General features: G+C 48.8%; 11 protein-coding genes. 9 read left to right on the top strand and 2 right to left on the bottom strand.

The genetic code is table 11. The features are described 5' to 3' along the window. Positions 1-17: 17 nt before the first annotated feature. From wecB to DW195_RS07175, 5 genes are read left to right on the top strand one after another with little or no spacing between them, the layout of a single operon-like run. Positions 18-1,193: a non-hydrolyzing UDP-N-acetylglucosamine 2-epimerase gene (wecB, locus tag DW195_RS07195; RefSeq protein ID WP_117563884.1), complete on the top strand. Its 1,176-nt coding sequence runs from the start codon at positions 18-20 to the stop codon at positions 1,191-1,193. Beyond that, the gene (locus DW195_RS07190; RefSeq protein WP_147324133.1) at positions 1,175-2,434 is read left to right on the top strand and encodes a glycosyltransferase family 4 protein; all 1,260 of its coding nucleotides are present in this window, start codon (positions 1,175-1,177) and stop codon (positions 2,432-2,434) included. The genes wecB and DW195_RS07190 overlap by 19 nt, the downstream gene beginning before the upstream one ends. 26 nt (positions 2,435-2,460) lie before the next feature. Next, positions 2,461-3,171, top strand: coding sequence for a glycosyltransferase family 2 protein (locus DW195_RS07185; RefSeq protein WP_233540837.1), 711 nt, complete (start codon positions 2,461-2,463; stop codon positions 3,169-3,171). Further along, entirely contained in the window at positions 3,171-3,527 is a 357-nt protein-coding gene (locus DW195_RS10765) for a DUF2304 domain-containing protein (RefSeq protein ID WP_117563882.1), read from the top strand. The genes DW195_RS07185 and DW195_RS10765 overlap by 1 nt, the downstream gene beginning before the upstream one ends. 26 nt (positions 3,528-3,553) lie before the next feature. Further along, positions 3,554-5,737, top strand: coding sequence for a hypothetical protein (locus DW195_RS07175; protein WP_118206311.1), 2,184 nt, complete (start codon positions 3,554-3,556; stop codon positions 5,735-5,737). Between the two features lie 76 nt (positions 5,738-5,813). Here DW195_RS07175 and DW195_RS07170 read toward each other — a convergent pair whose 3' ends face one another. Together DW195_RS07170 and DW195_RS07165 are read right to left on the bottom strand one after the other, a co-directional pair. Beyond that, positions 5,814-8,213: a glycosyltransferase gene (locus DW195_RS07170; protein ID WP_117563880.1), complete on the bottom strand. Its 2,400-nt coding sequence runs from the start codon at positions 8,211-8,213 to the stop codon at positions 5,814-5,816. Positions 8,214-8,288: 75 nt separating this feature from the next. Next, the gene (locus DW195_RS07165) at positions 8,289-9,482 is read right to left on the bottom strand and encodes a DUF4422 domain-containing protein (protein ID WP_158559596.1); all 1,194 of its coding nucleotides are present in this window, start codon (positions 9,480-9,482) and stop codon (positions 8,289-8,291) included. Positions 9,483-9,621: 139 nt separating this feature from the next. Here DW195_RS07165 and rfbA point away from each other — a divergent pair, with 139 nt between their 5' ends. The 4 genes from rfbA (at position 9,622) to rfbB (ending at position 12,766) form a co-directional block, all read left to right on the top strand. Beyond that, the gene (gene rfbA, locus DW195_RS07160; RefSeq protein ID WP_118206310.1) at positions 9,622-10,521 is read left to right on the top strand and encodes a glucose-1-phosphate thymidylyltransferase RfbA; all 900 of its coding nucleotides are present in this window, start codon (positions 9,622-9,624) and stop codon (positions 10,519-10,521) included. Between the two features lie 95 nt (positions 10,522-10,616). Then, positions 10,617-11,054, top strand: coding sequence for a DUF4869 domain-containing protein (locus DW195_RS07155; RefSeq protein ID WP_117638162.1), 438 nt, complete (start codon positions 10,617-10,619; stop codon positions 11,052-11,054). 9 nt (positions 11,055-11,063) lie between these two features. Then, a complete protein-coding gene (locus DW195_RS07150) occupies positions 11,064-11,561 on the top strand; it encodes a hypothetical protein (protein ID WP_199576338.1) in 498 nt (165 codons plus the stop codon). 185 nt (positions 11,562-11,746) lie between these two features. Further along, a complete protein-coding gene (gene rfbB, locus DW195_RS07145; protein ID WP_118206309.1) occupies positions 11,747-12,766 on the top strand; it encodes a dTDP-glucose 4,6-dehydratase in 1,020 nt (339 codons plus the stop codon). Positions 12,767-12,841: the final 75 nt, after the last annotated feature.

The following is a 12,841-nucleotide window of genomic DNA, read 5'->3' as shown; positions in this document are numbered from 1 at the left end:
GGCTTTTAGGGAAAACTATGACTTCCAATATTTCTTTTAATAACGACGGCCGCCTAAAGCTGTTGATCATCGTGGGCACCCGCCCCGAGGTCATCCGCCTGTCCGAGGTCATCAAGAAGTGCCGCCGCCACTTCGACTGCCTGCTGGCGCACACCGGGCAGAACTACGACTACACGCTCAACGGCATCTTCTTCCGCGACTTGTCGTTGGAAGACCCCGACGTCTACCTGGACGCCGTGGGCGCCGACTTGGGCGAGACCGTGGGCAACATCATCGCCGCGAGCTATAAGCTCATGGTTGAGGTGAAGCCCGACGCGCTGCTGATCCTGGGCGACACCAACAGCTGCCTGTCGGCAATCGCGGCCAAGAGGCTCCACATCCCCATCTTCCACATGGAGGCGGGCAACCGCTGCAAGGACGAGTGCCTGCCCGAGGAGACCAACCGCCGCATCGTCGACGTGATCTCCGACGTCAACCTGGCCTACTCCGAGCACGCCCGCCGCTACCTCAAGGACACCGGCTGCGCCCCCGAGCGCACCTACGTCACGGGCTCGCCCATGGCGGAGGTTCTGCGCGCAAATCTGGATAAGATCAAGACCTCCGACATCCTCACCGAGCTCGGCCTGGAGCCCAAGCACTACATGCTGCTGTCCGCCCACCGCGAGGAGAACATCGACACCGAGGCGAACTTCGCGAGCCTGTTCACCGCCATCAACGCGCTTGCGGAGAAATACGACATGCCGATCCTGTACTCCTGCCACCCGCGCTCCCGCAAGCGCCTGGAGGCCACCGGCTTCAAGCTGGACCCGCGCGTGCGCATGCACGAGCCCATGGGCTTCCACGACTACAACTGCCTGCAGATGAACGCCTTTGCGGTGGTGTCGGACTCCGGCACCCTGCCCGAGGAGTCCAGCTTCTTCGCGAGCGTCGGCCGCCCGTTCCCGGCGGTGTGCATCCGTACCTCCACCGAGCGCCCCGAGGCGCTGGACAAGGCGTGCTTCACGCTCGCCGGCATCTCCGAGAAGGGTCTTCTGCAGGCCGTCCACACTGCCGTCGAGCTCGATGCGGAGGGGTCGCTGCCCGAGGCGCCCGTTCCCGACTACGCCGACGAGACCGTGTCCACCAAGGTTGTCAAGATCATCCAGAGCTACACCGGCGTCGTGGACAAGATGGTGTGGAGGAAGAGCATTTAATGACTAGCTCATGCGCTGGTAAAAAAATACTTGTCGTAACGCAGCATTTTTATCCGGAGACTTTTCGAGTCAACGACATCGTCGAAGGCTTTATTGAAGACGGTGCAAGCGTTGATGTCCTTTGCGGTATTCCAAATTATCCTTCAGGTGAATGGGCTGAAGGATATGGTTATTGTGGCCATCGTTGCGATGATTACCATGGTGCGTCTGTCTTTCGGTCTGGTGAAATACGCCGAAAGGGTAATACTTCGGCCCGCATTTTCCTGAACTATATTAGCTGGCCGATTACTGCATCTTTCAAGGCGTTAAGGCTCAAAAACAATTACGACGTTGTATTTTGCTATAATACAAGTCCTATTTTGATGATAATTCCAGCAAGGTTTGCTGCATTGCGAAGTAAATGTCCTCTTGTCACCTATGTCTTGGATATTTGGCCTGAAAATTTGTACACCGTTTTAAATGTCCAAAATAGCTTTCTGAGAGCTTTTGCCAAATCGTTTTGCGACAAGCAGTATGCTGCCTGTAATAAGCTGATTGCCTTGAGTGACTCTTTGGCCGACAACTTATTTCATAGGATTAAACCTTTGAATCCGGATGTTTCGATAAGTGTAATACCTCAGCACTGTGAGGAGGTTTACGAACAAAAGAGTATTTCACAGGAGCTGAGATCGCAATTTGGAAGTCAGTGCGTTTTCCTTTTTGCCGGATCAATAACTCCCGCACAGGGTCTTGACACAGTTGTTGAGGCATTCTCGTATGCAATCAAAAATAGTTCTGTTGAGATGAAGCTGCTAATTCTTGGCGATGGCATGTCCAGAGCGGAATTGCAGAAGACCGTTGCAAATAAGGGACTAAGCGAGTCCATTTTGTTTATAGGGCGCGTAGATCCTGAAGTTGTGCCCACGTATTCAGATATTGCAACGGCAATGATTGCACCATTTGCCGACAATCCTGAGTTAGAGCTTACTATTCCGGCGAAAATTTCAAGTTGCATGGCGTCTTCGAAACCAATACTTGCTGTAATGCGCGGCGAAGGCGCCAATGCGGTTCGTTCTGCTAGGTGCGGATTCGTTTCCAATCCCTCAGATGCTAGCGCACTTGCTAGCAACATGGTGAAAATTGCTTCAATGAATAAAGACGCCATTGAAGCTTTGGGATCCAATGGCTTCAATTATTATCGTGAGCATTTCTCGAGATTGGTTTGTTTGGATAAAATTAAGCAAGTTCTATTTTCAATATAGGTCCGATGTGGATCGTTGGGGTTTTAATGGATGACATGTTGCGGGTGTTGGTAATCATTCCTGCCTATAATGAGCAAGCCAATATTGTTCAGACTGTTTCGTCGGTTGTTGAAGCTGGTTATGATTATGTTGTTGTAAATGATGGTTCAACCGATAAAACTCTATCTATCTGTCGTCAGCATGGATTTAATGTCCTCGACCTTCCGCAGAATTTAGGCATCGGTGGTGCCGTTCAGGCCGGTCATAAATATGCGCTCAGACATGACTATGACATTGATGTCCAGGTTGATGGTGACGGTCAGCATGATCCTTCTTATATCGGGAATTTAATCGAGCCGATTATTGATGGTGCCGATTTAACCATCGGTTCCAGATTTGCCGTGCCCACGGAAGGCTTTCAGTCTACATTTTTAAGGAGAGTGGGTATCCGATGGCTTTCTGGTTGGTTGAGGTTATTTACCGGAAAGACGATTAAAGATCCTACTTCTGGATTTCGCGCGTGCGGAAAAAAGGCTATAGACCTGTTCTGTAGGGACTACCCAGACGATTACCCTGAGCCTGAATCTATTGCCGCAGCATTAAAAACTGGTCTTTCAGTGGTTGAGGTTCCCGTACTTATGCGCGAGAGACAGGGCGGAGTGTCATCAATTTCTGGCTTTTCTTCAATTTATTACATGATTAAAGTTTCGCTTGCAATTTCCATGGCCTGTTTTGTTTATAGAAAGGCGGCTCACTAATGAGTATGATAATTCGTGTGGGCGCTGGCGTAATTTTTAGTGGCCTTTTCTTTTATGTCGTCTCCTTAGTCGGCAAAGGAAAGCTACTTTTAAAGTACTCGTTACTATGGCTCTGCCTGTGCGTGGTGGCGCTATTAAGCGTTTGCTTTCCGGAGTTGATTTATCGAATCTCAGGCTGTATCGGGTTTATTAGTCCTTCGAATTTTGCGTTTCTCGTCGCCGTGGTACTTTTATTGATGATTTCTCTATCTCTCAGTATTGCGATCAGCAGACTCGTTACGGCTTGCAAGAACTTAACTCAACGTATTGCGATACTTGAAAATGAGAATGATGTTTTGCGGAATCAGCAGAGTTAATTAAAGACGGAGTTTAGATTAACTGTATGAACAACTATTTAGCAGCGGAAGCTCGAAACCATCGCGTTTGCGGCGGCTTGTATCGCCTTTACCATGTCGGTATTTTTGTCCTGCCGTTATCTTTTGCACTGATATATCTGTCTTTGTTTGTTAATTACATTGATGCTTTCTATGGCACGGTTGGCTTTACAATTGCCAACCCGATGCTTAATGACGGTAGGGCAGTTCTATTTGTTGCTGGATTGACTATTATATTTGTCATTTCTGTAATCAAATTGGTTGAGTATAAAAGCGAGTTTTTGTATAAATATCGATGGTTAATCGGTATGACTGTAGCGTTGCTTGCCGTTGCTTTTAAAATCAGCGGTTCATCGCTTGGCATGTGGAGCATTATGCTCCCTGAAAACGCTGATACTCCGTTTTGGGGTATACCGAGGTCCCTTCGAAGTGATGAGTTCTCAGTTGGAACCCTGTTTCAATTATCTCAATCCCATAATGGCTATGCTCCAATTTCGGAAATCCTGAGAGGAGATTTAACGGATGTCCGGATGGTTTATGGCGCTGCCTGCTGGAGCGTAATCACGTTATTTAGACCAGTGCTTTGGGGTTATTTGCTATTTGGTTTTGAATTCGGCCTAGCGTTTGCCTGGTCCGCGAAACTATGTCTAATGGTTCTTGTCTCTTTTGATTGTGCCTTTCTCATTATTAAGTCAAAGCCGCTCAGCTTTCTCTTTTCATGCTTGCTTTGTTTTTCGCCATTAATTCAATGGTGGGGCACGGGCGAGGTGATTCTTTATGGCCAAGCCCTTGTCTTGTTGTTGGATAGGGCGCTCTTTACTCAAAAAAGAAATATCAGGATTATTGCGCTAGCTGCTATAGCATGGCTATGTGGTTGTTACATAATGCTCATGTACCCTGCTTGGATGGTCCCATTTTTCTTCATTTTTGCCTTGATGGGTGTATTTAGAACAACAGAGTATTGTCAAACTTTAAAATCTAACAATCAACATTCAGTTCTTGCATGGTCACTAATTGATACTTTTGTTTTAGTATCCTGCCTGTTGATTTCAGCGGGACTAATATTCCTTTCCTTCTTCCAGTCCTCCGAAGCAATGACATCTGTTATGAATACCGTTTATCCTGGTGCGCGCTTTGAAACAGGTGGAAGCGGACTTCCTGAACTTTTTTCTTATGCAATTTCACTCTTTTACGCCTTTGATTCACCACTGGTTTCAAATGAATGCGAAATTGCAACCATTCTTTGCTTCTTCCCTCTTGGAACGCTTGCATCTCTGCTCTGTTTTATTAAAAGGCGGGATTGGCAGCTATTTTTGCTTACGGCACTTCAATTGTTTTTCCTGGCCTTTGCATTTATTGGTTTTCCGTCATTTCTATCTCGAATGACCTTAATGTATAACGTCCCCGTTCTGCGACTGTTGTTTCCTATTGGTTACCTGGAACTTCTCCTATTTTTGATTTCTGTCGAAAAGGCTAAAGAATCCCAAGGGAATAATAGCTCCATTGGTTATTTGTCAATTATCTTAATAATCGGTCTTATTCTGAGTTCAGCATTCCAGATTTTCATCCTTCTTTCTGCGAAATATCTTGTTGCAAGGATGCTGTATTTGTTGATGTTTATATTGTTCTGTCTTTTTTCGTGCCTTTCGTTTCGCTCCTATATTCTTGGTAAAAAATGTACCGGTTTATTTGTTGCTTTTGCGATTTGCTTCGGCGTAATTCCAGGGCTCTGTATCAATCCAGTTCAAATCGGTGCGGCTCCAATTACAGATACGAATTTAGAGGCTCTCGTTAATCAGTTTGTCGAAGAGAGTGATTATTCAGATAAATGGGTTGTCGATGGTTCTTGGACAGTTGCCAATCTTTGCGCTGCGTATGGAGCGCCTGTAATTAACTCTACCAATGCTTATCCTGATCTAGCGCGTTGGAATTCTATCGATGAAAATAACGAGAACGAGTGCGCATACAACAGGTATGCTCATGTCATTGCTAATGTATTCGCCCCGTCTACGTCATTTAATTCCACTCAGGATGATCTCTTCACAGTGAATTTGACTGAAGATGATTTGAGGCAGCTTAATGTGAAGTACGTTATGTCTAGTAGGGATTTGACGGAGTTTTCATCTGATAAATTACAAATTAGGCAATTAGGTTCAGCAAACGGGTTTGTTCTATATGAATTGACCTATTAGGAAGAAGGGGCTGCTGGTTAAACCGGCAGCCCCTTCTTCTTTTTTACGTGTTTATGATATAAGCATCATAGCGCTTTTAAATTTGATAATACAAATTCCCGCTGATGATGTTGCTGTTTATATACGGATCGCCTTTCACGTAATATTCTGGCCATAGGTAGTTGAGCAATGAGTATTCCCTATGGAACCTCATTTTCTTTTCGTCGCTGATTTCATAGCCTCGCGATAGCGACTCATAATGATACAGCTCGGTGTCGGGTGTATATACAACAAGATAGTTGTGACTTCTCACTTTGAGGCAATAGTCAACATCATTAAAAGCAACAGCCAGCTCTTCTCTAAAGCCACCGACTTCGTCGAATACAGCTCTCTTAGTCATGAGGCATGCTGCAGTTACTGCGCTTAGATCTTGCGTGCGGTCACATAGATTGAAGTAGCCCCAATTACCTCTGGGGTAGTCTTTTCCAAGGTGGCCGGCTCCAATTCCTCCGATACCGACGCCCGCATGTTGCAAAGTATTGTCGCTGTAGAAAAGTCTTGCGCCAACAATGCCAACTTCTTTTCGTGAACAAATGCCCAGCATGTTTTCAATCCAGTTTGGGGTTAGAACTTCTGTATCGTTGTTTAACAAGAGAAGGTAATCGCCCTTTGCTTTGCTAGCGCCAAAGTTCATCAGTTTTGAAAAATTGAATTCTGCACCCCAATATTCGATGCGGATCATATCGGGATAGCATTTTTCTAATTCAGAGTAGTACTCGAATGTTTCTGGGTTCTCGCTGTTGTTTTCAATGATGACGATTTCGTAGTTATCGTACGTTGAGCGTTCAATGATCGACTTAATGCACGTATCGAGAACAGAGGGATGGTCCTTTGTCGGAATAATGATTGATACAAGTGGATGACTATCTGGAACTGCATAGGTAACTTTATAAGTGAAGGGGTCGTTTCCACGGTAAACCTTTGCGGAAACATCAAGTCTGTCCAAATGGGCCTGTACGGCTTTGACGCCAGCATCCCATGCATATAGCTTTGAGTTCGGGTCACCTGCAGTTGAGTTTTCGGTCATTCTCCAGTGGTACAGAATTTTAGCCACGTGTACCACATTTCGTGCGTTTTCTATCGCCTTAAGCGTCAGGTCATGGTCTTGGGCTCCATCGTACTGCTCGTCGCCGTACTCCAGAGAATCGAATAGTGTCTTTCTGATTGCAAGAAAATGGCAAATATAATTAACGCTTCGTAGTAAATCGATGCTTAAATCTGGCTTAAAGAATGGGTCACCATAGCTGCCATTGGCAAACAGTTTGTCTTCGTCGCAGTAAATGAGATCAGTATTGTTTTCAGCATTAATTGCATGCGCATATTCATAAAGCGCCGCGGGCTCAAGAGTATCGTCGTGGTCCAAGAAGCAAATGAAATCTCCATTCGCTTCTTTTGTTCCGGCAAGAGTATTTTTGGAAATGCCGGAATTGCTCGCTAGCTCTATCACCTTAATGCGAGCGTCATTATTCTTAGCGGTTTCGATCATATCCACAAGCGCACTGTTATCTGGGCTTGCATTGACCAGCACAAGCTCCCAGTTCGCATAACTCTGTTTAAGAACTGATTCCACCATTTCCCTGAACAAATTATCGGGTGTGTTGAATAGGGGAACGACGATGCTAAACAAAGGCATTTTCTTGAAGGTAACCATCGATTGTTTTTCGAGCATCGCCGAGCTTGCCTTGTGTTGTTCGAGCCATTTTGGATATGCAGATGGATCAATCGAAATAGGTTGCATCTTCGATGTGGTTAAAATGCGCAGCCTTTCGAGCTCTTCGTTGTCCACAACAGCGAAGCTGTTAAAGCTCGGGTGATTGTCATCTTCGATTGTGAAGATTAGCCTATTTGTGCTATTTGGGATTCGGACCGAGTATTGAATCTCGCGCCGTTTTTTATTGGGGGCAAACCACAAGGGAATCGTAATGTCATCGGTGGTGATCGGCTCGATCTCAATTCGATTCATCGAAGTATCGAAGCAGCTGATGGCTATTTTGTTGTCGTTGCGCTGAGGAAGTTTTACTGAGCAGCGAAGAATGGCCTCATCTCCATCTTCGATAAACTCGTGAAAACGCATGCTTGCTACATCCAAGTCATGCTTATCGTCATAGTTCCTAATGGAATGGGACAAATCATTCTTAATTTTGTAGTTTAATCTTGACGCCCATTTTGCCGTGCCAAAGCTGATTTTAATGGCATCGTAGGCATATTGCGCATTCAAATCATTAATCTGAATATCGCAATCACCAGTTCCGAGGTCGGGAAGAACTATGACGTATTGATTGTTATTTGACTCGTATGGATAGATTGAGCTTGGTATTGTCGTTCCGTCGCTCTTTGCTGCTGTCACCTGAATATTTGATGCATCTGTCTCAACATTCTTTAGAAGAACGTACACCTTCCCGCTTCCGCGGCAAATGCAATCCATGTTAATTTTCATTTCAATTTACCTTTCCGTTGCACTGAAGATGTCTGTGCTATTTCACTTTGATCTAGGGTTTATTCTTACATTGAATTAGCCCAGTACGGGTAGCCTCTCTATTCTTTCTTGGTATCGGATGCGCGCTGCTGTAATTCGACGTTCATGCCATGTGGCCGTAGTCGAATTGCTTTGCTCGTCTAGCGGATGAATGTTTTCATACCCAATTGGATGCATATACTCTTTAGGATTCGCTATATACATTTGCGTTGCTTCGAGATTTCCACTGCACTTACTTCTTAAATCGGGATTTCCATTCAGAAGAGAGCCAATAGAAAAATGAGGATGCGCAACTCGATGTTCGTTAATGCCGATTGCAATGAAATGTTCCAGCGCTCCATGGGGGTCGTCTTTATATCTATCGAATAGATCCTCGTAATGATTTACATAAAAGGAATAATCAAATACAGATGAATAGTCTGCTCCGTTAAATATTGCATTCGTAGAGCAAGCGCACGTAAGTTGCGGTCTCCTTTGAGGCCACGCGCTTTGATCGATCGTGAGGGCCTCTTTATTTATTGGGTTAAAGATGCGGCATTCATAGCATCTTATGTCTTCCTTTTTAAGGAAGACATTGAATAGTCGTTCTGAGATAAAGCCAGGCATCCTTTGTTGATAGCTATCGCGACCACTTATATAGTCAATTCGCTTATCAAGTTGTTTTTCAATTTTGAAAAGCCACTTACAATATCTGTCCATCAGTTCCTTTTTACAAATAAACATATTGCATGGCGAAAAAGAGCACTCCTCACAAATTGCTTCATCAAAAGCATCCAAGTAGCCAGGGCATTTCGTCCTGATGATTTCCCTTGCCTGTAGCAGATCTGTCGAAGAGTGGATCATTCTATACTGCTCAGCAACAGTGATTAAGTTGCACCCGATTGAGCTTGTGCAGGGTTCTTTGGCTGCAACAATGCAGTCATGCTTGGTAAGAATGTTCTCAATTTCATAGTCTCTGAGCATCTGCTTCGAGTCGTTGGGGGACTCAAATGCCCTTCGATAATGCGTGAGCCCAACTATCGACTCAGGAGAATTCTTCCATATCCAATAGAGGCCGGTAAGCTCACAGTAGTGCTTGTTTTTCTGGGAAATATTATCGCCTTGATCGTCGTACAGCCATCCAGCTTGTCGATTTTTCGTTGGAATGGAGCTTGCCCCGACGAAGAGCGGCTGGTAAGGCGCCTGTGCATCAATGTCAAAGTGCTTATGGGCTGCGATGTAAATCTTCACTGTTCCTGACGCTCTTTCCGTGCCGAGGCAATTAGATGCCCTGTTCAATGGGTATCGCTCATATATTTTTAATTGATATGACCGATAGAGTTTATTATATAAGTCGTAACAAAATGAGTTATATGACACGGAGGACTACATGAAAGGCATCATCCTCGCCGGCGGGTCCGGCACGCGCCTGTACCCGCTCACGCTCGTGACCTCCAAGCAGCTGCTGCCGGTCTACGACAAGCCCATGATCTACTACCCGCTGTCCACCCTCATGCTGGCTGGCATCCGGGACATCCTGGTCATCTCCACGCCGACCGACCTGCCCAACTTCGAGCGCCTGCTCGGGGACGGCTCGCGCTACGGCGTGAACCTGTCCTACGCCGAGCAGCCGAGCCCGGACGGCCTGGCGCAGGCCTTCACCATCGGCGAGGACTTCATTGATGGCGAGCCGTGCGCGCTCGTGCTCGGCGACAACATCTTCTACGGCAACGGCCTCAGCCGCCACCTGACGTGCGCCGTCCAGAACGCCGAGTCGGGCCGCGCCACGGTCTTCGGCTACCACGTGGACGACCCCGAGCGCTTCGGCGTCGTGGAGTTCGACGGCGAGGGGAGGGCCGTCTCCATCGAGGAGAAGCCCGCCGAGCCCAAGAGCTCCTACGCCGTCACCGGCCTGTACTTCTACCCGGGCGACGTGTCCTCCCGCGCCGCCGAGGTGAAGCCCTCCGCACGCGGCGAGCTGGAGATCACCACGCTCAACCAGATGTATCTGGAGGAGGGGACGCTCTCCGTGGTGACCCTCGGCCGCGGCTACGCGTGGCTGGACACCGGCACCATGGAGAGCCTGCACGAGGCCGCGGAGTTCGTCCGCGCTGTGGAGCACTCCCAGGACCTGCCGGTCTCGGTCCCCGAGGAGATCGCCTGGGAGAACGGCTGGATCACGACCGCCGAGCTGGAGGAGGCGGCCAAGGCCTACGGCAAGTCGGTCTACGGGCAGCACCTGAAGAAGGTCGCCGCCGGCGAGATCGTCAACAGCCCGCGCGAGTATTAGCGCCGGCTTGTTTTCTTTTAGGGGCCACCGTTTATCTGGTGGCCCTTTTCGTTATGATTACGTTGACCATAAAGACAATATGATTGGGAGTGGATGTGTTAAGCGTCTACTTTGGCGATATGCCAGAAGCGATTTACAACACAGCGACATATTTCAAAAACTCTTACCGGTCTTCTTGGATTACGGATCCCTATGCAGTCTCGATAATTAAAGATGTCGATCGATCGGATGTTGTCTCCGAAAACGTCATCGAAAGCCCTGTGCTTGGGTCCATTTCCCCACTTCAGCTTTCTGGTGGCGTGAAAACGCTGCTGCTTATGAGATTTGATCGTAAGCATATTTTTAACGCTTCCACCTGTGGTGATAACTGTGCCAAGTGGATTCTCGACATGGCGAAAGACCGCAAGCTCGTTGTGAATCTCTATCATGTGATGGACTTTGGTCGCGAGGATTTTAAAATTAAAGTCGTGAATAGCGGCCGAATCGTTCACAACATGGCCGAATTGATTCACGAGTCGATTCCGTATCTGTAGGTGCTGCTTATGAACGGTTCGCATCTCATTAAGATTTCCCGCCGCAGGGGAACCAAGTACACATTTACCATCAAGCGGAACATCACTATTGTGCGTGGCGATAGCGGCACGGGTAAGACGACACTGTTTGACATGGTCGCAGACTACATGCGAACGGGCGAGCAGTCGGGTGTTTCCTTGCAATGCGATTGTCCCTGTGTCGCCCTGACCGATTATGATTGGCGAAACCAGCTTTCGTCCGTCCATGACTCGATCGTATTTGTGGATGAGGGCTTAAAAGAGATTCATTCCGATGAGTTTGCCCATCATGTGCTGTATTCCTCTAATTATTTTGTGCTGATCTCAAGGGCTGATTTCCCCAATCTTCCGTATAGCGTGGATGAGATTTACAAGATTAAGACGAGCGGAAAATACCATTCTTTCGTCCCTGTTTATCAAGATCGCGGGAATCATCGTTATGCTATTTCCCGGTCGGCGCCAAAACAGGACATTACTTACGTGAAATAACTGGGGATTCGGTTTTTCACTACGACAAAGACTGCATTCCGGAGGCGTTTTGTACAGGAGGTAATTCTGCGAAGGTTATGGCTCTTATCGCATGCCGAAATGTCCGATAGTTTTGTTGAATAGTGTCGCGGCGTCACTTCCTGCGGCATACTAAAAAAGCTGTACTTGCTTCAGATTGGAATTTTATGTCTGGGTTTTTCGAACCGAAGAACATCATCGTCACGGGCGGCTGCGGCTTCATCGGCAGCAACTTTGTCCACTATGTCGTGAACAGCCACCCGGGCGTCCACGTCACCGTCCTGGACAAGCTGACCTACGCCGGCAACCCCGAGAACATCGCCGGGCTGCCCGAGGATAGGGTCGAGCTCGTCGTCGGCGACATCTGCGACGCCGGGCTGCTGGACAGGCTGGTCCCCGGCCACGACGCGATCGTGCACTACGCCGCCGAGAGCCACAACGACAACTCCATCGCCGACCCGGAGCCGTTCCTACGCACCAACGTGGAGGGCACCTTCCGCCTGCTGGAGGCCGTCCGCAAATACGGCGTCCGCTACCACCACGTCTCCACCGACGAGGTCTACGGCGACCTGGCGCTCGACGACCCCGCGAAGTTCACCGAGGAGACGCCGTACCACCCGAGCTCGCCGTACAGCTCGACCAAGGCTTCCTCCGACATGCTCGTGCGCGCATGGACCCGTACCTACGGCCTTCGCGCCACGATCTCCAACTGCTCCAACAACTACGGACCCTACCAGCACGTGGAGAAGTTCATCCCCAGGCAGATCACGAACATCATCGACGGCGTCCGCCCCAAGCTCTACGGGAAGGGCGAGAACGTCCGCGACTGGATCCACACCGAGGACCACTCCAGCGCCGTCTGGGACATCCTCACCAAGGGCCGCATGGGGGAGACCTACCTTATCGGCGCCGACGGCGAGAGGAACAACATCACGGTCCTGCGCATGATCCTTACGGCCATGGGCCGCGACCCCGAGGACTTCGACTGGGTCGCCGACCGCCCCGGCCACGACCGCCGCTACGCCATCGACAGCACGAAGCTCCAGCGCGAGCTGGGCTGGAGGCCGGCCCACACCGACTTCGCCGAGGGGCTCAAGGCCACCATCGACTGGTACGTGGCCAACGAGTCCTGGTGGCGCCCGGCCAAGGAGGCCACCGAGGCCCGCTACCGCGCACAGGGGCAGTAGGCCGAACCCCGGCGAACCGCACCGCGGGGCGCCCGCGCGGGGCCGCAGGGCATGGGGATGATCCTGCGTCCCCGC

Source organism: Collinsella sp. AM17-1 (assembly GCF_003470665.1).
In the GTDB taxonomy this organism is placed as follows: Bacteria; Actinomycetota; Coriobacteriia; order Coriobacteriales; family Coriobacteriaceae; genus Collinsella.
The sequence above is the reverse complement of the archived record's forward strand: the minus strand, read 5'-3'. Positions and strand labels throughout refer to the sequence as shown.